This window comes from Rhizobium leguminosarum (assembly GCF_002953715.1).
GTDB classification, from domain to species: Bacteria; Pseudomonadota; Alphaproteobacteria; order Rhizobiales; family Rhizobiaceae; genus Rhizobium; species Rhizobium leguminosarum_V.
The window spans coordinates 203,772-228,568 of sequence record NZ_CP025013.1; the positions used below are offsets into that span (position 1 = coordinate 203,772).

The following is a 24,797-nucleotide window of genomic DNA, read 5'->3' on the forward strand; positions in this document are numbered from 1 at the left end:
ATGTCGGCGCCTAGGCTGTTGGCACTGTCCCTCCATCGATCGTATATTCGGTACCAGTGATCGATGCAGCCCGGTCCGAAGCGAGGAAGGCAATCAGGTTTGCGACCTCTTCCGGCTTTGCCGGACGCCCCATCGGAATGCCGCCCAGCCCGTCCATGATGATCTTTTTGCCCCCCTCAAGGTCAGTTCCGGCCTGCTTCGCCAGGCGCTCTGCAAGGTGGATCGAAGCTTCCGTTTCGATCCAGCCCGGCGACACCCGAACGACCCGGACACCTTTGGGCGACACTTCTTTCGACATCGCCTTGCTGTAAGTGGAAAGTGCTGCCTTGGCTGCAGCATAGGCGGTCGTCGATTCTGGAAGCGGCAGGACTCCCTGGATGGATGTCACATGCACCACCACACCGTTTCCTTGAGCAACCATGTCCGGAACCAGTTGCCGATCCAGGCGAACGGCTGGAAAGAGGTTGAGCGACAGCTCCTTATGCCAGTCGTCTTCCGACAGTGCAGAAAATCCACCTCCGGCCGCTGAAGAGCCACCGAGCATATGGACGATGACGTCGACGCCGCCAAGGCGCCGCCGCGTGGCCTCTGCGACGATTGCACATCCCTCTTCCGTGGTCAGGTCCGCCTCGACGAACATTTCTTCCGACAGGCTTTCCGGACGGGCCCGCGCTGTCGTCAGCACCTTTGCGCCTAGCTCCCGAAACAGTCTGACGGTCGCAGCGCCGGTACCTTTTGTTCCAGCGGTAATGAGTGCGCGTTTGCCCCTCAGGTTGAGAAAGTCGGTCATGACCGGATCTCCAGCCAGACGATCCTGTCGTCCTTGAGGGTGAAGGCATGGGTGAGCATCACCGGGCTACCGGGAAACTGGCCGCTCACCCTCGCCCGGACGATTGCTTTATTGCCGTCAACCGCGGATTCCACGGGTTCTGCATGGTATTGGGTCGCCTTCTTCGCAGCCACCCACCACTCGCGGATTGCGGCGACGCCTTGATGGTGCGCTCCTTCGTCTTCGACGACGGCTTCGATCGCAAAGGTGTCCAGCAGCGCATCCGCGTCATTTCGACGGTCTGCTTCAAAGTACGTGTTTATGATACCGGGCATGTCCATTGTGTTCTCCTCATAACCTAACCGATACTTTATCCCTCGACCATTGCGTAAATAAGTGGGATAAACCGGCATGCGATGATGAACAGATCGGGACGATGGAGCTATCCAGCCTGAAGGAACTTGAAGCGGCCATTGCAATTGCCAGGCGCGGGACTTTTCGAGCAGCGGCCATTGATCTCGGTATGTCCACGACCGCGTTGAGCCATACGATAAGCAGGCTCGAGGCGGGACTTGGCGTGCGGTTGTTCAACCGCACCACCCGCAGTGTGTCGCTGACGGATGCCGGCCGGTTGTTTGTGCAGCAGGTCGCGCCCTCGCTTCAGGATCTCCATGCTGCTCTGGATCTGGTGCGCTCCCACCGCGAGACTCCTTCCGGGACAATACGGATCAACGCAGCGCCATTTGCGGCGCGCGCCATCGTCTCACCGCTCGTGCTGGAGTTCCTGCGCCGCTATCCCGACATGAATGTCGATATCGTTACCGAGGGTAAAATGGTCGATATCGTCAAGGACGGGTTCGATCTGGGCGTCAGGGTTGAAGGCCTCGTTCCCAGCGACATGATTGCCGTTTCGCTCGGCCGGCCTCAGCGACACGCAGTGGTTGGGTCTCCCGAGTATTTCGAGAAACATGGTAAGCCCACGGTGCCTCCGGATCTTCTCAGTCACAGGTGCATTCGTGTTCGCCTGCCAGACGGCTCCTTGTTTCGATGGCGGTTCGAAAAAGACGGCGAGCCGGTGCAGATAGATGTACGGGGGCCAATCGCACTCGATGAGGCCAGTCTTACGCGGACTGCCGTGCTCGAAAGCGCCGGCGTGGGCTACCTCTTTGAACAGGACATTCTCTCGGACATAGAGGCGGGGCGCGTTGTTCGTGTTCTAGAAGATTGGACGCCGCCCTATCCAGGCTTATGCCTCTACTATCCTGGACGCCGAAATCTATCGGCTGGCGTCAGAGCATTTCTCGACTTAGCTCGTGAGTTCTCCCGAAAAGCGGCTTAACTCACTGTCTTCCGCCTTGAACGGTTTCGAACCGTTGGCCGGTGAACCCTCCTGCTTCGTTTCTGTCTACCGCCCACCCTGCTACTGCGCCGGCTCCAGCATGGCGCAATCTTCCCCGCCGGTGCACTCGCCCGAGAGGGTACGCTGACCGAGCGCAATGATAAGGACGGTCGCGGCCCCGGCCGCCGCAGACACCCAGAATCCGCTCTGGGGACCGTAGCTGTCGACGACCCAGCCCGTGACGAAGGCGCCAAGCGCCATACCGATGCCTATGCCGGTCATCACCCAGGTGACGCCCTCGGTCAGCACCGATTCCGGCACACGACGCTCAATCAGTCCGAAGGCCGTTATAAAGGTCGGCGAGATCGCGATGCCGCTGACGAAGACGGCGATAGCAAGCAGGGTTACCGAGCTGCCGGCGGCGAGAAGAGGCAACGAGGTTAGTGCGAGAGTCGCAACAGCGATCAGCAACTGACGATGTAAGGGGATGCGCAGATTAAGCGCGCCGAGGGTCAAACCCAACAGGAAGGAACCGAGCGCATAGACACCGATGACCAGGCTTGCCGCATTCGGCTGACCAAGCTCCTTGGTGATGGCGACAACACTCACTTCAGCGGTTGCGAAGATCGCGCCGACGAAGATCAGCGCGAGCGTAATGATCTGCACCGGACGCTGCCGGATCGCGGAGCCAACCGAAGCCGCGCCGGCGACATGACGCACCTTCGGCTCGGTGCCGCGCTGCACGATGAAGGCCGCGGTCCCAAGCGCTAGAAAAGCTGTGCTCACCATCATGCCGGCTTCCGGGAAAAGGGCCACTGCGAGCCCAACGGACAGCGAGGCGCCGGCGATATAGACCAGTTCGTCCGCGGCACTTTCGAACGCGAATGCCGTGTTGAGTTCTGGCTGGTTGCGAAACAGTTCCGTCCAGCGCGCCCGCATCAGCGCCGGGATGCTTGGCATGGCTGCCGCAAGGAAGGCTGAGGCGAAGAGCGTCCACGCCGGCCAGTTCTGATTGGCCGCGGCGATCAGCGCGATGAACGCCAGCACTGATACGATGGTTGTCGGAACGACGACTGCCGTCTGGCCCTGCCGGTCGACTGCTCGCGAAATCTGCGGTGAAATCACCGCATTGGTGAGCGCATAGGTCGCCGACACGGCGCCTGCCAGCCAATATTCGCCATGTGCCTGGGAGAGCATGGCGACGATGCCAATCGGCGCCATGGCGATGGGAAGCCGTGCGAAAAAGCCGGCGACGGAGAAGCCCTTGGCCCCAGGTGCCGCGAATATTTGTCTATACGGATTTGACATGGGACGAACCTTCCAGCTATCGGATAGAACACTTATATACGGAGCGTATGTGTTTACATAATGCATACGCCACGTATGTCAATGAAAAAGATACGCGGCGTATGCCAAAGGAGAAGCCATGCGCAAACCGCGCCGGGAGATGATCGCAGAGACCCGCGGCAAACTTATCGCAGCCGGGCGGCGTGCCTTTGGCACGATCGGCTACGCGGAAGCGTCGATGGACGATTTCACCGGCGAAGCGGGACTGACGCGCGGGGCCCTCTATCATCACTTCGGTGACAAGAGGGGCCTGCTCCAGGCCGTGATCATGGAAATCGACGCTGAGATGACTGAACGGCTGAACGAGGTCTCGGCCGCCGCGCCCACACGCTGGCAAGGCTTTGTCGACGAGTGCTCCGCTTATATCGAAATGGCGCTTGAGCCCGAAATCCAGCGCATCATGTTTCGCGATGGCCCGGCTGTCCTCGGCGATATCTCGCAATGGCAAAACACCCCCGGCTGTATCGCCGCCCTCTCCCGCAGCCTCGACCGTCTCAAGGCCGATGGCGAGATCATCGACATCGACACCGAAACTGCCGCTCGCCTCATCAATGGCGCCAGCAGCCATATGGCGCTGTGGATCGCCAATGCCGAGAATCCGGAGGGGGTTTCGAAGCGGGCGGTCGCGGGGTTCAAGGCTATGCTGGGGAGCCTCCGCAGACAGGAATGAGGTGTTTGATTTCCCGCTCAGGCGCCGCGGCTTAACAATTCCCGTCCCAGCGGCACCAGACGGGTCGAGTGCCGACCCTTCCGGCCCAACGTGCGTTCTCGATTGCCGCCTTCTGCTGCTTCCTGTTTTTGAGGACGTGGCGGATCTTCCAGGCAAACACTTTCCACGTCGAAAGCTTTGATAGCAGCTCGACACCGGGGCCAGGCCGTTCCCTGATGATCGCGTTCCCCCCTGCGAAGCCGCCACTCCACACTCTGATACGTTTTTGGCATTTCTTGAAACATGTCAGATACGCAGACCCGTCAGAGATCACTCCGTCACGAAATGTCGCCCTGGGCGACAAGAACATGGAGTGCCTCATGAAGAAGATTGAAAATGTTCTCGCCTGGCGCCGCCTTGTCCGCGGCGCGATGGTGATGGCGGTTGGACCAATGTTGCTGTTCCCAGCCGGCTATCTTTTGCCAGCGAGTGCCGCCGACGTCACATCGGAAGGGCCGGCGACGCCGATCGGGGCCGATGAAACTATCCGCCCGTTCCAGATCCACGTTCCGCAGTCACAGCTTGACGATCTGCGCAAGCGCATTGCCGAGACGCGATGGCCAGATAAGGAAACCGTGAGCGACGCCTCGCAAGGCATTCAGCTTTCGCGCGTCCAGGATCTGGTCCGTTACTGGGGCACTGATTACGACTGGCGCAAGGCGGAGGCCCAGCTCAATGCACTTCCGGAATTCATCACGACGATCGACGGGGTCGATATCCAGTTCATTCATGTGCGCTCCCGTCATCCTAACGCTCTTCCGGTCATTCTGACCCATGGATGGCCGGGTTCAACCTTCGAGTTCATCAAGGCGATCGGCCCTCTTACAGATCCGACTGCTTATGGCGGTAAAGCGGAGGACGCATTTGATGTCGTCATCCCCTCGATCCCGGGTTACGGCTTTTCGGGTAAGCCGGCAGAGCTTGGCTGGGGGCCAGATCGAGTTGCGCGGGCATGGGATGTACTGATGAAGCGGCTCGGCTACGCGCACTATGTTTCCCAGGGCGGCGACCACGGTTCCGTTATCTCCGACGCACTGGCGCGCCAGGCACCGAAGGGCTTGCTTGGTATCCATCTCAATATGCCGGCGACCGTTCCGGGCAACCTCACGAAGGCCATCAATAGTGGCGACCCGGCGCCTGCAGGGCTGTCGGCGCCCGAGCGGGATGCATTTGAATCCCTGAGCACCTTCTTCGGCCGGAATGCCGCCTACGGGGCCGTGATGGTGACGCGTCCGCAGACGATCGGCTACTCGCTTTCCGACTCGCCGTCGGGCCTAGCTGCATGGATTTACGAAAAATTCGCGCAGTGGAGCGACAGCGAGGGCATTCCTGAACGCGTTTTTTCGAACGACGAAATGCTGAATGACATCACGTTATACTGGCTGACCAACACCGGGGCATCCTCGTCGCGGTTCTATTGGGAAAACAACAACAACAACTTCAGCGCAGACGCCCAGAAGACCAAAGAGATCAAGATCCCGGTGGCAATCAGCGTATTCCCAAAGGAGATCTACCAGGCGCCGGAGAGTTGGAGCAAGCAGGCCTATCCCACGCTGCATTATTACCACCGTGTCGACATGGGCGGTCACTTCGCCGCCTGGGAACAGCCCAAGCTCTTCGCTGAGGAATTGCGAGAGGCGTTCAGGTCGGTGCGTTGATACGCCGGTAGAACGACAGGTCGGCACATCCGCGGCTGAGAGTGACAAATTCAAAGCCGGGGAGAATGCAGTTCGAATCATTTCATCAAATGATCCTCACCTCGCTGTCTTTTCCGCAGGTCAGTTCATTGCGCCACCGGCTGCCAATACCCGCGTGTCGACATCCAGTGGGCGGTTTCGCCCACTGGATTGTGATCCGTCTTCGCGGTACAGCCAGGATGTATTTGTTGCTGAGTCCATCCCTTTAGGTGCGAATTTATGACAAAAAAAGTTTATCTCGCCGGTCCGGAAGTCTTCCTTCCCAACGCCCGTGAAATGCTCGACCGCAAGGCGGCACTTGCCCGTGAGGCGGGACTTATCCCGCTCTCGCCCGGCGATCTGGAAATCCCGCACACGAACTCGAAGCGCGAGCGGGCGGCGGCGATAAACGCGGTGGACGAGAAGATGATGATTGAGGCTGACGCGATCATCGCCAATCTGACGCCATTTCGCGGCATTGCCGCCGATACAGGGACAGCCTTCGAACTGGGCTTTATGTGCGCAAGTGGTAAGCCTGTATTCGCCTACACCAATGTGGCCCGCGATCACAGCGGACGGGTGAGCGATCTTTATGGCGGGGCCGTCGCCTATGATGGCGAAGGTCGACTGCGAGACCCGAACGGGATTGCGATCGAGGATTTCGGCCTGGCCGACAATCTCATGCTGCACGCCGGGATTGAGCGGCGTGGTGGCGTCCTCATCATCGGAGACGCGGCGCGGGATGCGCTCTATACGGATCTTGCCGCGTTCAAGGCGTGTCTTGCCGTCGCCGTTGAGAAACTGCGCTAAGGCGCTCGATAATCGGCGATCCCTCGCCGACGCGAGAGCTTGCAGCTCGCTTCACGCCGCCCGAGGGGATCGCCGCTCCAGCCGCGCGTTGTGTGGGTGGACAGGTTTGAGAGTTAGCCAGACGGCGACCAATGATCGGTATCGTGGTCAGGATGCTGATGATTGGTGCTGCTGATCCGGTGCAACATCTGGGGATTGTCGGCATAGGTCGGTCGCTCGCCCGGCACTTGAGCCAGGTTGGCGTACCAGGACACCCGGCTCTCGTTGCCGTATTGGTTTTCGGGCGGCGCGCGATCGGGCTGGTCGAGGGTACCGACCAAAACTCCGATGTCGTCACCATCGGGATAGTCGAAGGTGAGTGGGGTGCCACAGTCACGGCAAAAACCACGTCGGCCGACGTCCGAGCTGCGAAAATAGCTGATCGCGCCACGCGTCAGGCGAAATGCGGGCTTCAGCACCGGGCAGATGATCGCGAACGGACCGCCCACAGCCTTCTGGCACATCCGGCAGTGGCAGATATGGACGTTTTGCGGGGGCTCCTGAAGCGCGTACCGCACGGCGCCGCATTGGCAGCCACCAGTTAGAACGACTATTTGCATGCGGACAAACCATGGAAGGATCGCGCTGGAGCATTTCCGTTTTTCTCCGAATCACGGAAATGCTCTATCTCTTTGTTTTCACGCAATTTCGGACGCAAAACCGCTACGCACTTTTGCTGGAATTGCTCTAGCTCAAAAGCGCGTGAGTCCACGGCGGAGGCGCCTTGCCGGTACAAAAAGGTAGCGTCTTGGGTGAGCAAAGAGCACGTCCCCACTTCTACATTTGCTGCACGGTGACGAATGCTCGCCAACTGGCTCGACAAACTATGCATCCGCGAGGCCCGAGACGTCAATCTTCGGCGGTTGATTGTCGTGAGAGGGCGATGAACGCCGCCGAAGAGGCTTGGTTCGAAGCCAGTCGTTGATCTCCCATGAAAGCGTTTTTCTCAATTTCTGTGATCGGGGCATCAACGGTCTCCAAGTGTGCCGAAACAGGGCTCGGCACACTTTTCGCTGGGAGCAGCCGCCGGCCGTCAGACCAGCCCAGGCACGACGAACACCAGCCAGGCAACAATCGGGCCGATGATGGCGATCAGGGCGCTGTAGACAAGCAACTGTCGCAGCACCTGCTCGCGGCTGTCGTCCGGCGCATTGGCGACGACAAGAGCACCGTTGGTGGAGAATGGGCTGGTGTCGACGATCGTCGTCGAGATGGCGATCGCCGCGACCACACCGATGGCGCTGATGTGCCCTTGCAGGAGGAACGGAACGGCAAGCGGGATGATCGCGCCGAGCAGCGCGGTCGAGGATGCGAAGGCCGAGACAATGGCACCTGTAAAGCAAAGCAGGAGCGCTACCAGCAGCGGCATGCCGAGACTGGATATGCCATTCGCCACGTAGTCGACCGTACCGGCCTTCTCCATGACGCCAACATAGGTGATGATGCCGGCAATCAGCAGCACGGTCGACCAACTGACCTTGTCGATTGCTGCCTTCTGGGTCTTCGGTGACAGCAGCGCGAGGACGACGGCGACGGTCATTGCGACGAGGCCAACGTTGAACTTGAAAACCAGGGCGCCGATGCCGAGCGCCGTCAGGCCGATCAAGGTGGTTATTCTCTCATTGTTCAGGCGCAACGTCGCCGCCGTATCAGCTGCCGTACCGTAGGCATGCTCCCTGATCGGTTTTGCCGGCGTGCCGCCGTGACCTCTGATCGACGCCGATACGCCCTCGGGATGGAGTTCGGGCAAAGGGCCAAGTGATGTGGGATCTTGCTTCATCATCCTGGCGCCGCCGAAAACGAAGAAAACCAGCACCGCGATCGCCAGGTTGAAGAAGAAGCTGGAGAGAAACAGCGAGGTCGGAGCGAAAGGCAGGCCGGCCTTCGCAACGATCTGGTTGGTGATTCCGCCGTAGATGCTGATCGGCGAAAAGCCGCCTGCCTGCGCGCCATGGATCACCGTCAGCCCCATCATCACCGGGTGAATGCGGTACTGGACGGCAAAACTCAACGCGACGGGTGCGAGAATGGCCACCGCAGCCGGCCCAAGTGCACCGAAACCAGTAATGATGGCGGCGACCAGGAACATCACCCAGGGAATCAAGCCGATGCGCCCGCGCACCAGGCGGACGGCACATTCGACGAGCCAGTCGATCGTGCCGTTGATCTGCGCGATGGCGAAGAGGTAGGTGACGGCGACGAGCGTCAGGAAGAGATCACTCGGAAAGCCGGCGAAAATGTCGGTTGTTTTCATCCCGATGATCATCGAGCCGAGCACGAAGGCGCCGGCAAAGGCGAGCGCACCCATGTTGATTGGCTGGATCGTCGCAATGATGAACATGGCGACCAGCAGGCCTATGGACAATATTTCAATACCCATGATTCCCCTCCCTCCGACGCCTCCGCGTCGTAGTTGCTGTTTTCAAGATTGATGCGGAATGTCGGCGCACCCTCCTCCCAGAGAGCGCGGTCGCCTTACGTCTTGGTGTAAAGATCGGCGTATTGCTGCCGCAGGATGTTTTTCTGAACCTTACCCATCGTGTTGCGGGGCAAGTCCTCAGCAAAGATGACGCGCTTGGGCTGTTTGTAGCGTGCGAGACGGTCCTGGAGGGCGCTGACGATGCCCTTTTCATCGAGGACAGCGCCGGGCTTGCGCACGACGATGGCGGTCACGCCTTCTCCGAAATCGGGATGCGGCACACCGATAACGGCGCTCTCGACCACACCCTCGATCTGGTCGATCTCGCCCTCGACCTCTTTCGGATAGATGTTGTATCCACCCGAAATCACCAGATCTTTGCCGCGGCCGACAATGTGGACATAACCGTCCCGGTCGATCTTGCCGAGATCGCCGCTAATGAAGAAACCGTCGGCGGTGAACTCGGCCGCCGTCTTTTCCGGCATGCGCCAATAGCCCTTGAAGACGTTCGGCCCCTTGATCTCGATCATCCCCGTTTCTTCGGGCGGCAGCACCAGCCCGGTGGCGGGATCGGTGACGCGCACCGACACATCAGGCAAGGGAAAGCCGACCGTTCCGGCAATCCGTTTCCCCTCAAAGGGGTTGGAGGTGTTCATATTGGTTTCCGTCATGCCGTAGCGCTCGAGAATGGCGTGACCGGTGCGGGCCTGGAACTCGGTATGTGTCTCTGCAAGCAGGGGAGCCGATCCGGAAATGAAAAGGCGGATGCTGGCGACCGCTCGCTCGTCGAGGCGCGGGCTTTGCAGGAGGCGCACGTAGAACGTCGGCACGCCCATCAGCATCGTTGCCTGCGGCATCAGCGACAGTATCTCCTCCGGGTCGAACTTCGACAGCAGGAACATCGAGGCACCGGCGAGCAATGTGACGTTCGTGGCGACGAACAGCCCGTGCGTGTGGAAGATCGGCAAGGCATGGATCAGTCGATCGCCGGCGGTGACGCGCCAATAATCTCGCAAGGTCAGGGCGTTCGAGAGCAGGTTCCCATGCGTAAGCATCGCCCCTTTGGAGCGTCCCGTCGTTCCCGATGTGTAGAGGATCGCAGCCAGATCATCGGCGGAGCGGGAGGCATCGACAAAGTCGGCCGGCTCATCGCGTGCGAGATCAAGCAACGAGCCGCTGCCATCAGCGTCGAGCGTTTCGATGATTGCGCCGTGGGGCTTGGCGATTTTCTCCACGCCCCCTCGATCAGCCGACGCAACAACCACCAAACGCGGCTCCGCATCGCCGATAAAGTAATCGAGCTCAGCCAGCGTATAGGCGGTGTTGAGCGGCAGGTACACGGCGCCGCTTCGAAGACAGGCGAGATAGAGGATCAATGCCTCGGCACTTTTTTCGACTTGCACCGCCACCCGGTCGCCGGGGCGAATGCCGAGCGTGTCCATCGCGCTGGCAATGCGGCCGGAAAGAGCGAAAGCGTCATCATAGGTCCATGTGCGGGTGCCATCGATCCGGATGAACGGTGCGTTACCAGGCGCGGCGGCCCGCATGGCGTCGAAAAGATGGTTGCTCACTTTCGCCCTCCTCCAAGCGTTGAGTTCATTATCTGTGTAAATGGCCGGGAGCCTTGCTGGCCATTGCCGCCACGGCCGCTCTCGTCGTTCTGGTTGAGCAAGCTTTTGACAGCAGGCGAGGCAATCACTTCGCCGCGCTGCGCCAGAGCCTCGTGGTTGGCCACGATGTCGTCGAGCTTGTAGAGATAGTTGACCATCAGGCCGTGTGCCTGCTGCATCGCCTTTGCCGAGCGGTCGCCAAGAAAATTCAATCTTTCAAGTCGGGCGCCGTTGCCGAGATGGAAGCGGGCGACAGGATCGACGGGGCGGCCCTCTGGCGTCCGTTCGATCAGGAAATAGCGCGCCGCAAGAGGCAGCAACACGCGCTCCACTTCAGTCGCCGCCTTCTCGTTGTCAGGCCAGTTCGGATCTTCCAGCGACATCAGCGTTTCGCGAGCCGCTTCGGATAAGAACCGGTCGGCGGCCGAGGCGCGCGCCTTGGCAAGCCAGCGGGCAAAGCCTGGAACGGGCGACAGCGTGACGAAATTCTTCAGGCCGGGCAGGTCTCTGCGCAGGTCTTCCACGACCTGCTTGATCAGGAAGTTGCCGAACGAGATTCCACGCAAGCCATCCTGGCAGTTGGAGATCGAATAGAAGACAGCCGTCGTCGCCTCGTCGGCGTTGATCTGCTGCCTGCCCTCGTCGAGCACATCTCCGATCGCGCTGGGCACCGATCGTGTCAGCGCCACCTCGACGAACACCAGCGGCTCGTCGGCCAGTCGGGGGTGGAAGAAGGCAAAACATCGGCGGTCGGCCGGTGCCAAACGACGGCGCAACTCCTCCCAGCCGGCAATCTCGTGCACGGCCTCGTATTTGATGATCTTTTCAAGGATGTAAGCCGGCGTCGACCAGTCGATGGGCCGCAGCGTCAGGAAGCCGCGATTGAACCAGGAGCCGAACAGATGCGTGAAGTCGGCGTCAAGCGCGTGATAACCTGCGGATTGATCTTTTGAAGCAAGCAGCTGCTGGCGCATCCGGACGAGCTTGGCGGTGCCGTTCGGCGCGTGATTTAAACGACGCAGAAGCTCCTGTCGCCGCGGCTCAGCTGCCTGGTGGAGAGCAATGATCGCGGCAGAGCTTTTGTCAGCGCGGTAATTTTCAATTGCCTGGTCGAGCTTGGTCGTATCGGGCCCGAACTTTTCATGAAGCATAAGGAGGAATTTCTGCGCGCCCTCGCTCTCAAGCGCGCCCCAGCGATCGAGTATCTCGGCGGCAAGCGCCATGCCCGAGGCCTCGCCGCGGCTCGACAGCAGCATTTCACAGAGTGTCTGGAGATCGACCTTGGCTGCGACCTGCGTGGGGCGCGCGCCGGAAAACAGAAGCTGGCGTCCGCGATCCGTGATGCTCTGCAGCATGTCGGTGAAGAAGGAAGCCTCAGACATGCCATTTCTCCTCTCTTCTGCCGGCCGGCTGGGTGACCGTTTTTGACGGCTGCTTCCCATCGTCGGGTTTCACCGGTAGTATGTAGAATGCCACTATTCGTACACGAGGTCAACAATCGTGTATACAAGAATAGCATTTTTGTATGAGGAAAGCGAAACTAAATGTCCGAGAATGTCGGCCGATGGCTTCGGGATGAGATTGAAAATTCAATTCTTTCCAACGAGTTCTCCCCCGGTGAGCGGCTCGACGAAACGGTGCTTGCGACGCGTTTCGGGGTCTCCCGCACGCCGGTGCGTGAGGCGCTGATGCAGCTCGATGCGATCGGCCTCATCGAAATTCGACCGCGCAGAGGCGCAATCGTCATCGATCCGGGGCCGCACCGCGTCTATGAGATGTTCGAGGTTATGGCAGAGCTGGAGGGCCTGGCCGGCTCGCTCGCCGCACGGCGGCTGGACAAGGCGTCCCGAGAAGCAATCACGGCCACCCACAGCCGCTGTGAGCAATCCGCCGCTGCCGGTGACAGCGATGCCTATTATTACGATAATGAGGAGTTCCATAAGGCCATCTACGCAGCCGGCCGAAGCGATTTCCTCGAGGAGCAATGTCTGCAATTGCATCGGCGCCTGCGACCTTATCGCCGCCTCCAGCTGCGCGTGCGCAACCGCCTGTCGACCTCCTTCTCAGAACATTGCGCCATCGTCGATGCGATCTTTGCCGGAGATGGAGATGCGGCCCGCCGGCTGCTGCGGGGGCATGTCGGCATTCAGGGAGAGAGGTTTAGCGATCTGGTCGCGAGCATGGCCGCCAGGTGAGGCTCTTGGGCAATTCCAGGAAAAGTGCGAAGCGGTTTTCCATCCGGGATTGCGCGAAAACAAAAAGTTAGAGCGTCTTTTGCGCGTCTGAAAAGACGCGCGGCGCTCTAGGCGTGGTGGTTCCAGATCGAATGCAACGGTCATCAGATAGGGAACCGAACCATCTCGCTGCCATCTCGTGAGTTAGTTCTTCATTGCGCCGCCGGCGGCCACGATATCGTCCGGCGTATCGACGTCGAGGCAGGCCGCATCGCCGACATCGACATCGAGCACGGGCAGAGCTGACGTCGCAATGATATCGCGCGCGCCGACGTCGCCCTCAAGTCTCCGCACCGCGGGATGGAGCGAACGTGGCAGGATAACGGGATTGCCGGGCTTGCCGCGTGAGACGGCGCGCACGATGGCCTCACCGCCCGCGTTGCGAAAGGCGAAAATCAAGGCATTAAGGTGTGCCGTGGCAATGCCGGGCATATCGGCCAGCATGACGAGAATGCCGTCGGCGCCGTCAGTGCGCTTTGATGAGAACCCTGCCATGAGCGACCTCGCCATGCCGCTGGGGTAATCGGGATTATCGACGAAAGTTAGAGCGAGCCCCTGGAGCGCAGCTTCAATTTCGCTCCTGCGATGGCCGACTACAACAGTTACAGATGCTGCATCCGCACAGAGCGCCGTCAATGCTGACCGCCGCACGAGCGGTACGCCGTCGAACTCGGCCAGCAGCTTGTGTTTCCCGCCTTCACCCATCCGGCTTGCCTTGCCGGCAGCGAGAATGACGATCGCGACCGACGCCTTAAGCATAAGCAGCCAGTCTTGCCGCAGCGACATCCGCCAGAACCGACAGGGCGAGCGACGTCGCATCCCGCGTCGGGCCGAACATCCCGATGGGCGCCTTGATACGAGCGATGTCGTCCTTTCTGAAAGCCATGGCTCTCAGCCGCTCGACACGTCGACGATGCGTCCGGGTGCTGCCGAGCGCGCCGATGTAGAACCCGGGCGACCGAAGCGCGGTCTCGAGAATGGCAGCTTCGGCGTCAAGATCATGATGCAGGAGCACGACGGCCGTGAAGGGGTCGATGATGCCGGCTGCGACCCTGCCCCCCTCGCCCTGCCCCCTGACGATCACGTCGTAGCCGGAAGCTTCGGCCAGTCGTGCGACGGCCTGCGCTTCGATCGTCTGCCCGGAAAGGACGACGCGGGTGCGGGGACGGTAGACGCTCACGAAATCTCGCTCGAGCCAGCATGCCCCTGGCAGGGGGTCTACCGGTTCGAGCGTCTGCCGCTCTGGCGAATAGGCAAGGCCGGCTGCCTGCCTGCGTTCGAGACGCTCCAGAACATGCCGCAAAGCTCCGACATCTTTCAGGACATGGATTGCGACTGAGATTCCGCCGCCGCAGGGAAGGACAATGTCGAAGAAGGGCGAGCCGTCGCCGAACTTGACCGTGCGGTCCCGTCCTTCCGCCATTGCCAGAAGCGCTTCGGAAGCGACGGCGGCTTCGACGCATCCGCCGGAGACATAGCCGCAGAACCGCCCGTCTGCGGCAACCGCCATATGAGCGCCGAGCGCACGCGCCGCTCCGCCTCGGATGTCGACGAGGGTCGCAAGTGCCGCCGCGCCGAGACCATGGGCGTCTATCGCGAAGCGAAGCAGTTCCGCCGGATCGTCGGTGGACGAGGCCCTGACGGGAATTGGCGCCGTGATGGGCGCAAGTGTCTGATCCATCGGAAATCCTACAGGACGTGACGGCGGTCCGCTTTCGAGACCGCCGCCGAAATAATCACGCCACGTCCGGCAAGCCGCCGATGAGCTTGTCAAGCGTCAGCGGATAGTGCCGAACCCTGACGCCGGTCGCGTTGTAGACGGCGTTGGCGATTGCTGCCGCGACGCCGCAAAGGCCAAGCTCGCCGACGCCCTTCGCCTTCATTGGCGAGGACATCGGATCGGTCTCGTCCATGAAGATCACCTCCTGGTGCGGAATGTCGGCATGCACCGCCACTTCGTAGCTGGCGAGATCGTGGTTGACGAAGAAGCCGCGGCGGGTGTCGACCGCCAATTCTTCGGACAGTGCGCCGCCCGCCCCCATCGTCATCGCGCCGATGACCTGGCTGCGGGCGGTGATCGGGTTGAGGATTCTTCCCGCCGCGCAGACTGCGAGCATCCTGCGAATGCGGCTTTCTCCCGTGGCAATGTCGACGCCAACCTCCACGAAGTGCGCGCCGAACGTCGATTGCTGATGCGTCTCGGTAAGCTCACCCCATTTGATGGTGTCCTCGCCGACAAGACCATCCGGACCGGCGGCCTCGGCAAGAGGCACCGAACGATTGCCCGAGCGGACCTCGCCATTCTCGAAGACGATGTCTTCGGAGTTGAAGCTGAGCTTCTTGGCGATGGCCTCACGCAGCTTGACACAGGCTGCATAGACGCCAGACGTGGAAGAGTTGGCACCGAACTGTCCGCCGGAACCAGCAGAAACCGGAAAACGCGAGTCGCCGAGTTGGACGGCGACCTTGTCGATCGTAACTCCCATCATCTCGGCGGCCGTCTGGGCGATGATCGTGTAGCTGCCGGTCCCGATGTCGGTCATGTCGGTTTCAACAGTCACGACGCCTTCCCGGTCGAGCTTTACCCGCGCGCCGGAGGGAAGGACGAGGTTGTTGCGGAAGGCAACGGCAACGCCCATGCCGACCAGCCAGTTGCCCTCCCGCCTGGAACCGGGCTTCCCGCGTTCACCCCAGCCAAACCGCTCTGCACCGAGCTTGAGGCAGCCGATGAGATTGCGCTGGGAAAAAGGCCGCTGCGGCTTTTCCGGATCGACCTGCGTGTCGTTGACGATCCGAAACTGCACAGGATCGATCCCAACTTTTTCGGCAATCTCGTCGATGGCAATCTCGAGCGCCATCAGTCCGGGCGCTTCGCCCGGAGCGCGCATGGCGTTGCCCTCGGGGAGGTGAAGCGTCGCCAGCCGCATCGCCGTCATGCGGTTCGCCCCGGCATAGAGAAGACGCGTCTGGTTGACTGCTGTCTCCAGGCCTCCGCCAGGAAGATCCCCGGACCAGCTTTCGTGGGCAATGGCGGTTATCTTGCCGTCACGCTCGGTTCCAATGCGAATCCGCTGGATCGTCGCCGGCCGGTGGGTGGTATTGTTTATCAGAAGGGGTCGCGGCAAGGCGACCTTGACGGGCCGTTTTACCGCACGCGCGCCGACAACGGCCAGCACGGCGTCGGCCCGCAGAAATAGCTTGCCACCGAAGCCGCCGCCGATAAACGGCGACATGAGGTGGATCTTCTCCTTGTCGATATCGAGTGTCGTCGCAAGGTCGGAACGCCACCAGTCGATCATCTGGCTGGAGGTCCAGACGGTCACCTCGTCGCCGTTCCAGGCTGCGATCGATGCGTGCGGCTCCATCATCGCGTGAGACTGGTCGGGCGTCGTGTAAGTCGCGTCCAGAGTAACGGGAGCCGACGTGAAGGCAGCCTCGAAGTTGCCGGTCGCAGTGTCGGGCTGCTGCGATTCATCCGGCTTGACGGCCGAATCCTTTGCCTGCCCGAGGTCGAACGCACCCTTTTCTTCGGCATAGTCGACCTTGACCAGAGCGGCTGCGGCGCGCGCCTGCTCGAAGGTCTCGGCGACGACGACCGCGATCGCCTGATGATAGTGCTGAACCTCGTCGCCACCGAAAAGCCTGGCGGTGTTGAACTTGCCCTTCTTCCGCTCGCCGATGTCGAGCGTCGTCACGACGGCAAGCACACCCGGAGCCTTTTTGGCGGCAGAGACGTCCATGGCCTTGATGCGGCCCTTGGCGATCGCCGCACCAACGGGATAACCATAGGCGTAGCGCATGTTCGGATCGTGCCACTCATAGGCGTACATCGCCCGGCCGGTGGTCTTGAGCTGGCCGTCGATGCGGTGGATCGGCTGACCGACGACCGTCAGATTGTCGATCGGGTTGGTTGTCGCTGGCGTATCGAACTGCATGGCTCAACCCCTTGCTTCGGCAATGACCGCGCCGAGCGTGCGCTCGACAAGATCGACCTTGAAACGGTTCTGTTCAGTAGGACGAGCACCGGCAAGAAGGACGCCCGCCGCCGCCCGCGCGCCTTTCGGCAGCTCGGCTTCGGCTGCCTCGATGCGCCACGGCTTATGGGCAATGCCGCCGACGGCGACGCGTCCTGTCCCATCCGGCTGGATCACGGCTCCGATCGAGACGAGTGCGAAGGCATAGGAGGCGCGGTCGCGAACTTTACGATAGATGTGCTTGCCGCCGATCGGGGGCGGCAGCAGGACCGCCGTGATGAACTCGCCGCGCTCGAGAACGGTCTCGATATGGGGCGTATCGCCGGGCAACCGGTGAAGGTCGGCGATCGCAATCGAGCGACGACTGCCGTCGGCCTTGACCGTCTCTACGGCGGCATCGAGTGCCCGCATCGCGATGGCCATGTCACTCGGATGAGTGGCGATGCAGCTCTCGCTTACCCCGACCACTGCATGCTGGCGACTGAAGCCGCCGATGGCGGAACAGCCGCTGCCCGGCTGCCGCTTGTTGCACGGCTGGTTCGGGTCATAGAAATAAGGACAGCGCGTGCGCTGCAGAAGGTTGCCGGCCGTCGTCGCTTTGTTGCGCAGTTGCCCGGAGGCGCCCGCGACAAGCGCCCTGGAAAGCAGGCCGTAGTCGCGGCGAACAGTTTCGTGAGCTGCAAGATCGGTGTTGCGGACCAAAGCGCCGATGCGCAGCCCGCCCTCCGGCGTGGGCTCGATCTTGTCGAGGCCGAGACCGTTGACGTCGATCAGATGCGCCGGCGTTTCGATCTCGAGCTTCATCAGGTCGAGGAGATTGGTGCCGCCGGCGATGAACTTGGTTTCAGGATTGGAGGCTGCCGCCTTGGCCGCGGCCTCGACGGACGAGGCACGTTCATAGGTGAAGGCTCTCATGCTTTAATCCCCGCGACTTCCGAAATGGCATCGACAATGTTGGAATAGGCGCCGCATCGACAGATGTTGCCGCTCATGCGTTCGCGGATCTCGGCCGGAGTGACAGCCGCCTCAGCCGTAAGATCGCCGGTGACGTGGCTCGGTATGTTCGCCCTGATCTCGTCGAGCACCGCCACGGAGGAACAGATCTGTCCCGGCGTGCAGTAGCCGCACTGGAAGCCGTCATGCTTGACGAAGGCCGTCTGCATCGGATGAAGGTTTCCAGGCTGGCCGAGGCCTTCGATCGTGGTGATTTGATCGCCTTCGTGCATGACCGCCAGCGTCAGGCAGGAGTTGATGCGGTGGCCGTCGACCATCACGGTGCATGCGCCGCATTGACCGTGGTCGCATCCCTTTTTCGTGCCTGTGAGATGAAGGTGCTCGCGCAGCGCGTCGAGCAGCGACGTTCTGTTGTCGACCTCGAGATCGCGGTTCTCGCCGTTAACCGCGAAAGAAACTTTCGATGTATAGGCCATTTCATTTCCTGGGGACTGTGCCGCCGCGGGAGCGACGGCTCCGGTTACCGCAATCGTTGCGGCCGACGAGATAAGTAGATCTCGACGGGAAAGTTCCAGTTGTGTCTGGCTTGGCATGAGCTGTTCCACCTTGCTCGTTGGACATGGGCGCGCGTCAACGCCGTCTGCTGAGGTAGTGCAACTCCGCCTCCTGATTAGACCCCTTCCGTTGCATACGGTTATCGATCTGGCTCATGAATTCACCAAGCCGCGGTCGTATGATGCTGCGAGCCACAACTTCAACGAAGTTGCCTTGGACGCGGAAGCGCCAGCGGAGTAACGCCCGCCGATGCGCGCGAAAAAAAGCAGCGCCATGCGCAAAAAATGATGCTTTTCCGGCTTATCTTTATTCCCTACTCCCTTTCGAAGCAGGTGACGAAAAGGGATGACCGCATGCCCACGCCGTTTTACTGGAACGAGCTCAACACATATGATTTTGCCGGCCTCTCCCCCGAGACCACGATTGCCGTTCTCCCCATTGCCTCGACGGAACAGCACGGCCCGCATCTGCCGATCGCAACGGATGTCGCCATCGCGACCGGCATGCTGGCGGAGCTGAAGAGGCAGCGGCCGGAGGATCTGGACATTCTGGTCCTTCCGACACAGGAGATCGGCAAGGCCAACGAACACATCTACGGCCCCGGCACGCTGTCGCTCAGTGCCGAGCTGCTCATCCCCGTCTGGACGGCGATTGGCGCAAAGGTTGCTGAAGCCGGGCTGCGGAAGATGGTGATCGTCAATTCCCACGGCGGCAATGTCGACATCATGAGCATCGTCGCGCGCGAACTGCGCGTGCGCTATCAAATGGCGGTGGTCTCCACGCAATGGGGCCGTTTCGGTCATCCGGAAGGCATGGTCAGCGATCACGAGAGCAGATACGGCATCCACGGCGGCGATGTCGAGACGTCGTTGATGCTGCAGTTCCGCCCCGAACTGGTGCGCATGGACAAGGCTCAAAACTTTGCCTCGAAGGCCGAATGGATGCGGGAGCAGTCCAAATTTCTTCAGCCTCTGCCGCCGCATTCGCTGGCCTGGATCGCCCATGACCTCAATCCCCTCGGCGTGGTCGGCGATGCCTCGATCGCCAAAGCCGAAAAGGGCGAGGCGATCTGCCGCCATCAGGTCAAGGGATTTGTCGAACTGCTCCAGGATCTCAAGGCCTATCCGCTTTCGAATCTCTATGTGAAATAGGCTCAGCCGCGGGTTTCACATCCGGTGGGATATGACCCTTGGCCTGTAACTCCTGCACCAAGCCGAGCAGTTCGGCGAGCAGATATTCGACGAAAAGGCTGGTGGCCGCGTCGAGGGGCGCGCGGGCGCGGGCAAACAGCTTCATTTGCTGGTAACGCGCGTGCGGCTCAGCGATCGGCCGGAAGACGAGTTCACCGCGCCGGCATTCGGTGATGACGTCGAGCGGATTGAGCAGCGTCAGCCCCGTGCCGCATTTGACGAGCTGTTTCAGCATCTCCGATGCATTGGTTTCCAGCACCGGCTCGACCGAGATGGGCAGGCGGGCAAAAGCAAGGTTGATCACCTCGCGCAGGCTGGTGCCCGGCTGCGCCAGAACCAGTTTTTCCTGGGTGACATCGGCAAGGTTGATCGGCCCAGGGCCGATCAACTGATGCCCTGGCGGCAGCACGACACCGATCGGGATATCGAAATTTCCGAGCGTGCGGATGCCGGGCATGGCGGGGATGTTGAAGCCCAGACCGATATCCACCTCGCCGGATACAACAGGGCTGGCCGTCGTGCCGCCGGTATCGTTGCGCAGTTGGACGAAGACGCGCGGATGCTCTGAAAGAAAGCGCGCGATGATTTCGGGCAGCGGCCCGGCGGCAAGCCCAACGGTCGTCACCATGCGCACCTTGCCTGCCTGCTGCATCTTGAGGCTGCGGATGCGCCCCTCCAGGCGCTCGTAATTCTTCAGCACGTCCCGAATATGCTCGATGCAGAGTTCGCCGGCAGCCGTCAACCGCAGGCCACGCGGCAGCCGCTCGAAAAGCGGCGCCCCGATCTCCTCCTCCAGCGCCAAAATCTGCCTGTTGACCGCCGACGACGCCACGTTGAGGCGCGCGGCCGCCTTGCGGATCGAACCGCAACGGGCGATCTCGTTGATGTAAAGAAGGCGTCTGGAGTGCAACATGATCTCTCCAATGCATAAATTTTGCGCAGGACGCACAAATTATCTTCAGCTTTCCCAGAGATGCCGAAAAGGCATCAATGCGAACGAATTTTGATGCTTTTCAAAGCGCATGGCAATGGCTCAAATTCCCTCAAAAGGGGGCCGAGCAAGGCTTCCCTCGGCTCAGAAGGGGAACTGCCAACCATGTTGAAAGCACAGACGAAGATGCAATTCCTGGGCTGCCTCGGCCTCGCCTCGATGCTTGCCGCCGCCTCGCCGGCGCTCGCCCTCGACAAGGTGAGCTACGGGACAAACTGGCTTGCCCAGGCGGAACATGGCGGCTTCTACCAAGCCGTTGCCGACGGCACCTATGCAAAATACGGCCTCGACGTCACCATCGTCCAGGGCGGCCCGAATGCTGCAAACAGCGCGCTGCTGATCTCCGGCAAGCTCGATTTCTACATGGGCGGCCCGCAGGGCGAAATATCCGCCGTCGAACAGGGCATTCCGCTGGTCGATGTCGCCGCGATCTTCCAAAAGGATCCGCAGGTGCTGATCGCCCATCCGGACAATGGCGTCGACAAGTTCGAGGATCTCGCCAAGCTGAAAACGCTGTTCCTCAGCAAGGACGGCTACCTCACCTATTTCGAATGGATGAAGGCCAACTTCAAAGGCTTCAAGGACGAGCAGTACAAGCCCTACAACTTCAGTCCCGCGCCATTCCTCGCAGACAAGGACTCTGCCCAGCAGGGGTACCTGACCTCCGAACCCTACGAGATCCAGAAGCAGGCAGGCTTCGAGCCGAAGGTCTTCCTGCTCGCCGACAACGGCTATTCGCCCTATTCGACGATGATCACGACGACGCAGGCGATGATCGACGGCAAGCCCGACGTCGTACAGCGCTTCGTCGATGCCTCGATCGAGGGCTGGTACAACTATCTCTACGGCGACAACACCAAGGCGAACGCGCTGATCAAGAAGGACAATCCTGAAATTACGGACGGCCAGATCGCCTATTCGATCACCAAGATGAAGGAATACGGCATCATCGAATCCGGTGACAGCGTCGACAAGGGCATCGGCTGCATCACCGACGCCCATTACAAGAAGTTCTTCGACGAGATGACTGCCATCAAGGTCTTCAAGACCGACACCGACTATACCAAGGCCTTCACGACGAAGTTCGTATGCAAGGGCACCGGAATTGCGCTGAAGAAATAAGCCTCCCAGGCCAGGTCCGCCGCTCGTCTAGCGGCGGACCGCACTCCTTCGATAAATGAGCGAGAAAATGTCCCTAGCCGAAACCAAGGCGGCGCCTTCCAAGGAAGCGAGAAAGCGGCCGCTGGTCGTCATGCAGTCAGTGTCGAAGGTCTTTTCCAGCGGCACCACAGCACTTTCGGGCATGTCGCTGACCGTCGAAAGCGGCGAATTCATTAGCCTGCTTGGCCCCTCCGGCTGCGGCAAGTCCACGGCGCTGCGCATCATCGCAGGCCTTGGCGACATCACCGCAGGCAACATCGATTGGCCAAGTTCACGCATCAATTCCAAGGGTCTGCCTGAAGGCGATATCGGCTTCGTCTTCCAGGAGCCGACGCTGATGCCGTGGAAGACCGTTTTCGGCAACGTCTACCTGCCGCTGAAACTGCGCGGGATCACCAAGATGGAAGCCCGCGACCGGATCGCCGAAGCGCTGGCGACCGTCAGTCTCCAGGATTTCGCCGATGCCTATCCGCGCGAACTTTCCGGGGGCATGAAGATGCGCGTGTCGATCGCCCGCGCGCTGGTGACGAAGCCGAAGCTGCTGCTGATGGATGAGCCTTTCGCCGCGCTCGACGAGATCACCCGCCAGAAGCTCAACGACGACGTGCTGCGGCTGTGGAAGACGACCGGGATTACGGTGATCTTCGTGACGCATTCGGTGTTCGAATCCGCTTATCTCTCGAACCGGATCGTGGTGATGAAGGCAAGGCCCGGCCGCGTGCATGCCGATTTTCCGCTGACCACCAGCCTTGAGCGGGATTCGCATTATCGAACCTCGGAACAATATCGGCAGGCCTGCGAAAAGGCGTCCCGTTCGCTGATCGAGGCGATGGGCGGATCGGAGGAGCACTGATGAGCGTCGAAAGCATCGAAACCGCCGAAGCCGCATCCCCGCGCGCCTCCCAACCGGCGAACGCCCTGCGGCATGAGCTGGCGCTGCGCATCGCCGTGCCTTTCCTCGTCATCACCGTGCTCATCATCGCTTGGGAGCTTTACGTGGTGCTCTCGGGCGTTCCGCCATACATCATGCCCGGTCCCGGCGCGGTGGCCGCGGCCTTCGTCAATGATTGGGGCACGCTGGCTCCAGCCCTCTGGGTCACGACTAAGATCACCTTCATCTCGCTGATGCTGGCGCTGATTGGCGGCGTGGGATTTGCAATCTTCCTCGTGCAATCGCGCTGGATCGAGATCGCCTTCTATCCGCTCGCCGTTATCCTGCAGGTGACGCCGATCGTGGCGATCTCGCCGCTGATCCTGATCTACGCTCCCTCCACGCAGGTCGCGCTGCTGATCTGCGCCTTCCTCGTCGCATTCTTCCCGATCCTGTCGAACATGGTGCAGGGACTGAAGAGCGTCGACCATAATCTCATCAACCTCTTCGAGCTCTATGGCGCCTCGCGCTGGCAGACGCTGATCCATCTGAAGATCCCGGCCGCCCAGCCCTATTTCATGACCGGTCTTCGCATCGGCGGCGGGCTTGCGCTGATCGCCGCCGTCGTCGCCGAATTTGCTGCAGGCTCGGCCGGTGCCGGCTCCGGCCTCGCCTTCCGCCTGCTGGAAGCGCAGTACCGGATGAACATCCCGCGGCTGTTCGCAGCGCTGTTGATGCTCTCGATGCTTGGCGTAGCGATCTTTGGCCTCACCACCCTCATTGCCTGGCTGAGCCTTCACCGCTGGCATGAAAGCAGCATCAAACGGGAAAACTGATGACCTATTCCTTCATATCCCCGCCAAATGCTGCCCGCTTCGTGCTGAGCAATGCGACAGTGCCCGCCGTCACCGTCGAGCATGTCGACGTGCCGGTCACGGAAGGGCTGGCCACGGTCGATATCGTCATCAGCGACGGCATGATTGCCGCCATCCGGCCGGCCGGCGCCGCACCCGCCGATTATGCCAGGACCGATCTCAGGGACGGCATGGTGTGGCCGTGCTTTGCCGATATCCATACCCATCTCGATAAAGGCCATATCTGGCCGCGCCAGGCCAATCCCGACGGCAGCTTCATGGGCGCGCTCGATGCCGTCAGGGCCGACCGGGAAGCCAACTGGTCAGCGGCAGACGTCAAACGGCGCATGGAATTCTCGCTCCGCTCCGCCTATGCCCATGGCACGAGCCTGATCCGTACGCACCTGGATTCGCTTGCGCCCCAGCATCGCATCTCCTTCGAGGTTTTTGCCGACATCCGGGATGCCTGGAAGGACAGGATCGCATTGCAGGCGGTCGCCCTCTTCCCGCTGGACGCCATGGCAGACAGCACCTTCTTTACCGATCTCGTCACAACAATCCGACGGAGCGGCGGCCTGCTTGGCGGCGTCACCCGGATGGGGCCGGAGCTTGTCTGGCAGCTTGACACGCTCTTCAGGACTGCCGCGGAGCATGGCCTTGATGTCGATCTGCATGTCGACGAGACGGATGATCGCGGCGCGGAAACACTGAAGGCAATCGCTGAGGCCGTACTGCGCAACGGGTTCGAGGGCAAGGTGACCGCCGGCCATTGCTGCTCGCTCGCCCGCCAGGACGAAGACACCGCCGCGCGCACCGTCGAGTTGGTCGCCAAGGCAGGGATCGCGGTCATCGCGCTGCCGATGTGCAACATGTATCTGCAGGATCGCAATCCTGGCCGCACCCCGCGCTGGCGCGGCGTCACGCTGTTCAAGGAACTGGCCGCCGCCGGCGTCGCGACCGCGGTCGCATCCGACAATACTCGTGACCCCTTCTATGCTTATGGTGATCTCGATCCAGTGGAGGTCTTCCGTGAGGCAGTGCGGATTCTGCATCTCGACCATCCGCTCGATACCGCCGCCCGCGTCGTCACCACCTCGCCCGCCGCCATTGTCGGACGACCGGACAAGGGCCGTATCGCCGCCGGCGATCCCGCCGATCTCGTGCTCTTCAGCGCGCGGCGCTGGAGTGAATTCCTGTCCCGTCCTCAGGCTGACCGCGTCGTGCTTCGCCGCGGCAAGGTGATCGACCGCAGCCTGCCGGATTACCGTGAACTCGATAGCGTCGTTGGAGCCTGA

General features: G+C 61.1%; 23 protein-coding genes. 10 read left to right on the top strand and 13 right to left on the bottom strand.

The annotated features are described in order from the left end of the window. Positions 1–10: 10 nt before the first annotated feature. Together CUJ84_RS25250 and CUJ84_RS25255 are read right to left on the bottom strand one after the other, a co-directional pair. Positions 11–790 carry an SDR family oxidoreductase gene (locus tag CUJ84_RS25250; protein WP_105008450.1) on the bottom strand — a complete coding sequence of 260 codons (780 nt, stop codon included), beginning with the start codon at positions 788–790 and terminating at the stop codon, positions 11–13. Further along, on the bottom strand, positions 787–1,110 hold the full coding sequence (locus CUJ84_RS25255) for a nuclear transport factor 2 family protein (RefSeq protein WP_105008451.1): 324 nt from the start codon (positions 1,108–1,110) through the stop codon (positions 787–789). The genes CUJ84_RS25250 and CUJ84_RS25255 overlap by 4 nt, the downstream gene beginning before the upstream one ends. 95 nt (positions 1,111–1,205) lie before the next feature. On the opposite strand from CUJ84_RS25255, the gene CUJ84_RS25260 reads away from it, so the two are divergent. Next, entirely contained in the window at positions 1,206–2,108 is a 903-nt protein-coding gene (locus CUJ84_RS25260; protein WP_105008452.1) for a LysR family transcriptional regulator, read from the top strand. An 81-nt stretch (positions 2,109–2,189) separates the two neighbouring features. Here CUJ84_RS25260 and CUJ84_RS25265 read toward each other — a convergent pair whose 3' ends face one another. Beyond that, positions 2,190–3,416 carry an MFS transporter gene (locus CUJ84_RS25265; protein WP_105008453.1) on the bottom strand — a complete coding sequence of 409 codons (1,227 nt, stop codon included), beginning with the start codon at positions 3,414–3,416 and terminating at the stop codon, positions 2,190–2,192. 118 nt (positions 3,417–3,534) lie between these two features. Here CUJ84_RS25265 and CUJ84_RS25270 point away from each other — a divergent pair, with 118 nt between their 5' ends. The 3 genes from CUJ84_RS25270 to CUJ84_RS25285 all read left to right on the top strand — a co-directional run bounded on the left by CUJ84_RS25270 (position 3,535) and on the right by CUJ84_RS25285 (position 6,650). Next, positions 3,535–4,125, top strand: coding sequence for a TetR/AcrR family transcriptional regulator (locus CUJ84_RS25270; RefSeq protein ID WP_105008454.1), 591 nt, complete (start codon positions 3,535–3,537; stop codon positions 4,123–4,125). Between the two features lie 359 nt (positions 4,126–4,484). After that, entirely contained in the window at positions 4,485–5,822 is a 1,338-nt protein-coding gene (locus CUJ84_RS25280; protein ID WP_105008456.1) for an epoxide hydrolase family protein, read from the top strand. 258 nt (positions 5,823–6,080) lie between these two features. Further along, positions 6,081–6,650: a nucleoside 2-deoxyribosyltransferase gene (locus CUJ84_RS25285; RefSeq protein ID WP_105008457.1), complete on the top strand. Its 570-nt coding sequence runs from the start codon at positions 6,081–6,083 to the stop codon at positions 6,648–6,650. Between the two features lie 113 nt (positions 6,651–6,763). Here CUJ84_RS25285 and CUJ84_RS25290 read toward each other — a convergent pair whose 3' ends face one another. The 4 genes from CUJ84_RS25290 to CUJ84_RS25305 all read right to left on the bottom strand — a co-directional run bounded on the left by CUJ84_RS25290 (position 6,764) and on the right by CUJ84_RS25305 (position 12,100). Continuing rightward, on the bottom strand, positions 6,764–7,249 hold the full coding sequence (locus CUJ84_RS25290; protein WP_105008458.1) for a GFA family protein: 486 nt from the start codon (positions 7,247–7,249) through the stop codon (positions 6,764–6,766). Positions 7,250–7,722: 473 nt separating this feature from the next. Next, positions 7,723–9,069: an SLC13 family permease gene (locus CUJ84_RS25295; RefSeq protein WP_105008459.1), complete on the bottom strand. Its 1,347-nt coding sequence runs from the start codon at positions 9,067–9,069 to the stop codon at positions 7,723–7,725. A 95-nt stretch (positions 9,070–9,164) separates the two neighbouring features. Then, positions 9,165–10,679, bottom strand: a complete 1,515-nt coding sequence (locus CUJ84_RS25300; RefSeq protein ID WP_105008460.1) for a malonate--CoA ligase — start codon at positions 10,677–10,679, stop codon at positions 9,165–9,167. Further along, complete coding sequence (locus CUJ84_RS25305; protein ID WP_105008461.1) at positions 10,676–12,100, bottom strand: malonyl-CoA decarboxylase; 1,425 nt, start codon at positions 12,098–12,100, stop codon at positions 10,676–10,678. The genes CUJ84_RS25300 and CUJ84_RS25305 overlap by 4 nt, the downstream gene beginning before the upstream one ends. 162 nt (positions 12,101–12,262) lie before the next feature. Between CUJ84_RS25305 and CUJ84_RS25310 the strand changes: the two genes are divergently transcribed. Next, positions 12,263–12,913, top strand: coding sequence for a GntR family transcriptional regulator (locus CUJ84_RS25310; RefSeq protein ID WP_105008462.1), 651 nt, complete (start codon positions 12,263–12,265; stop codon positions 12,911–12,913). Between the two features lie 183 nt (positions 12,914–13,096). Here the strand turns inward: CUJ84_RS25310 and CUJ84_RS25315 are convergent, their stop codons facing one another. The 5 genes from CUJ84_RS25315 to paoA are packed head-to-tail and all read right to left on the bottom strand — an operon-like array spanning position 13,097 to position 18,485. Beyond that, positions 13,097–13,711, bottom strand: coding sequence for a nucleotidyltransferase family protein (locus CUJ84_RS25315; protein WP_105008463.1), 615 nt, complete (start codon positions 13,709–13,711; stop codon positions 13,097–13,099). Next, entirely contained in the window at positions 13,704–14,633 is a 930-nt protein-coding gene (locus tag CUJ84_RS25320) for an XdhC family protein (protein WP_105008464.1), read from the bottom strand. Before CUJ84_RS25320 ends, CUJ84_RS25315 begins: the two co-directional genes overlap by 8 nt. A 55-nt stretch (positions 14,634–14,688) precedes the next feature. After that, positions 14,689–16,887 (bottom strand): aldehyde oxidoreductase molybdenum-binding subunit PaoC, encoded by a 2,199-nt coding sequence (paoC, locus tag CUJ84_RS25325; RefSeq protein ID WP_105008465.1) that lies wholly within the window; start codon positions 16,885–16,887, stop codon positions 14,689–14,691. A gap of 3 nt (positions 16,888–16,890) precedes the next feature. Then, positions 16,891–17,841 carry an FAD binding domain-containing protein gene (locus CUJ84_RS25330; RefSeq protein WP_105008466.1) on the bottom strand — a complete coding sequence of 317 codons (951 nt, stop codon included), beginning with the start codon at positions 17,839–17,841 and terminating at the stop codon, positions 16,891–16,893. Next, positions 17,838–18,485 carry an aldehyde dehydrogenase iron-sulfur subunit PaoA gene (gene paoA / locus CUJ84_RS25335; protein ID WP_105008467.1) on the bottom strand — a complete coding sequence of 216 codons (648 nt, stop codon included), beginning with the start codon at positions 18,483–18,485 and terminating at the stop codon, positions 17,838–17,840. The genes CUJ84_RS25330 and paoA overlap by 4 nt, the downstream gene beginning before the upstream one ends. A gap of 234 nt (positions 18,486–18,719) precedes the next feature. Here paoA and CUJ84_RS25340 point away from each other — a divergent pair, with 234 nt between their 5' ends. Continuing rightward, positions 18,720–19,586 carry a creatininase family protein gene (locus CUJ84_RS25340; RefSeq protein ID WP_105008468.1) on the top strand — a complete coding sequence of 289 codons (867 nt, stop codon included), beginning with the start codon at positions 18,720–18,722 and terminating at the stop codon, positions 19,584–19,586. Here the strand turns inward: CUJ84_RS25340 and CUJ84_RS25345 are convergent. Then, positions 19,549–20,538 (bottom strand): LysR family transcriptional regulator, encoded by a 990-nt coding sequence (locus CUJ84_RS25345; RefSeq protein WP_003550595.1) that lies wholly within the window; start codon positions 20,536–20,538, stop codon positions 19,549–19,551. The two genes, CUJ84_RS25340 and CUJ84_RS25345, sit on opposite strands and share 38 nt — an antisense overlap. A 183-nt stretch (positions 20,539–20,721) precedes the next feature. Between CUJ84_RS25345 and CUJ84_RS25350 the strand changes: the two genes are divergently transcribed. From CUJ84_RS25350 to CUJ84_RS25365, 4 genes are all read left to right on the top strand, one after another. After that, on the top strand, positions 20,722–21,738 hold the full coding sequence (locus tag CUJ84_RS25350) for an ABC transporter substrate-binding protein (protein WP_105009158.1): 1,017 nt from the start codon (positions 20,722–20,724) through the stop codon (positions 21,736–21,738). Between the two features lie 67 nt (positions 21,739–21,805). After that, entirely contained in the window at positions 21,806–22,630 is an 825-nt protein-coding gene (locus CUJ84_RS25355; protein ID WP_105008469.1) for an ABC transporter ATP-binding protein, read from the top strand. Beyond that, positions 22,630–23,484 carry an ABC transporter permease gene (locus tag CUJ84_RS25360; protein ID WP_105008470.1) on the top strand — a complete coding sequence of 285 codons (855 nt, stop codon included), beginning with the start codon at positions 22,630–22,632 and terminating at the stop codon, positions 23,482–23,484. Before CUJ84_RS25355 ends, CUJ84_RS25360 begins: the two co-directional genes overlap by 1 nt. Beyond that, positions 23,484–24,797: a cytosine deaminase gene (locus CUJ84_RS25365; protein WP_105008471.1), complete on the top strand. Its 1,314-nt coding sequence runs from the start codon at positions 23,484–23,486 to the stop codon at positions 24,795–24,797. Before CUJ84_RS25360 ends, CUJ84_RS25365 begins: the two co-directional genes overlap by 1 nt.

What these genes read in the sequence shown, in the direction of transcription:
- CUJ84_RS25250 (WP_105008450.1), bottom strand. Translation starts at nt 790, where the DNA reads ATGACCGACTTTCTCAACCTGAGGGGCAAACGCGCACTCATTACCGCT.
- CUJ84_RS25255 (WP_105008451.1), bottom strand. Translation starts at nt 1,110, where the DNA reads ATGGACATGCCCGGTATCATAAACACGTACTTTGAAGCAGACCGTCGA.
- CUJ84_RS25260 (WP_105008452.1), top strand. Translation starts at nt 1,206, where the DNA reads ATGGAGCTATCCAGCCTGAAGGAACTTGAAGCGGCCATTGCAATTGCC.
- CUJ84_RS25265 (WP_105008453.1), bottom strand. Translation starts at nt 3,416, where the DNA reads ATGTCAAATCCGTATAGACAAATATTCGCGGCACCTGGGGCCAAGGGC.
- CUJ84_RS25270 (WP_105008454.1), top strand. Translation starts at nt 3,535, where the DNA reads ATGCGCAAACCGCGCCGGGAGATGATCGCAGAGACCCGCGGCAAACTT.
- CUJ84_RS25280 (WP_105008456.1), top strand. Translation starts at nt 4,485, where the DNA reads ATGAAGAAGATTGAAAATGTTCTCGCCTGGCGCCGCCTTGTCCGCGGC.
- CUJ84_RS25285 (WP_105008457.1), top strand. Translation starts at nt 6,081, where the DNA reads ATGACAAAAAAAGTTTATCTCGCCGGTCCGGAAGTCTTCCTTCCCAAC.
- CUJ84_RS25290 (WP_105008458.1), bottom strand. Translation starts at nt 7,249, where the DNA reads ATGCAAATAGTCGTTCTAACTGGTGGCTGCCAATGCGGCGCCGTGCGG.
- CUJ84_RS25295 (WP_105008459.1), bottom strand. Translation starts at nt 9,069, where the DNA reads ATGGGTATTGAAATATTGTCCATAGGCCTGCTGGTCGCCATGTTCATC.
- CUJ84_RS25305 (WP_105008461.1), bottom strand. Translation starts at nt 12,100, where the DNA reads ATGTCTGAGGCTTCCTTCTTCACCGACATGCTGCAGAGCATCACGGAT.
- CUJ84_RS25310 (WP_105008462.1), top strand. Translation starts at nt 12,263, where the DNA reads ATGTCCGAGAATGTCGGCCGATGGCTTCGGGATGAGATTGAAAATTCA.
- CUJ84_RS25315 (WP_105008463.1), bottom strand. Translation starts at nt 13,711, where the DNA reads ATGCTTAAGGCGTCGGTCGCGATCGTCATTCTCGCTGCCGGCAAGGCA.
- CUJ84_RS25320 (WP_105008464.1), bottom strand. Translation starts at nt 14,633, where the DNA reads ATGGATCAGACACTTGCGCCCATCACGGCGCCAATTCCCGTCAGGGCC.
- paoC (WP_105008465.1), bottom strand. Translation starts at nt 16,887, where the DNA reads ATGCAGTTCGATACGCCAGCGACAACCAACCCGATCGACAATCTGACG.
- CUJ84_RS25330 (WP_105008466.1), bottom strand. Translation starts at nt 17,841, where the DNA reads ATGAGAGCCTTCACCTATGAACGTGCCTCGTCCGTCGAGGCCGCGGCC.
- CUJ84_RS25340 (WP_105008468.1), top strand. Translation starts at nt 18,720, where the DNA reads ATGATGCTTTTCCGGCTTATCTTTATTCCCTACTCCCTTTCGAAGCAG.
- CUJ84_RS25345 (WP_003550595.1), bottom strand. Translation starts at nt 20,538, where the DNA reads ATGTTGCACTCCAGACGCCTTCTTTACATCAACGAGATCGCCCGTTGC.
- CUJ84_RS25350 (WP_105009158.1), top strand. Translation starts at nt 20,722, where the DNA reads ATGTTGAAAGCACAGACGAAGATGCAATTCCTGGGCTGCCTCGGCCTC.
- CUJ84_RS25355 (WP_105008469.1), top strand. Translation starts at nt 21,806, where the DNA reads ATGTCCCTAGCCGAAACCAAGGCGGCGCCTTCCAAGGAAGCGAGAAAG.
- CUJ84_RS25360 (WP_105008470.1), top strand. Translation starts at nt 22,630, where the DNA reads ATGAGCGTCGAAAGCATCGAAACCGCCGAAGCCGCATCCCCGCGCGCC.
- CUJ84_RS25365 (WP_105008471.1), top strand. Translation starts at nt 23,484, where the DNA reads ATGACCTATTCCTTCATATCCCCGCCAAATGCTGCCCGCTTCGTGCTG.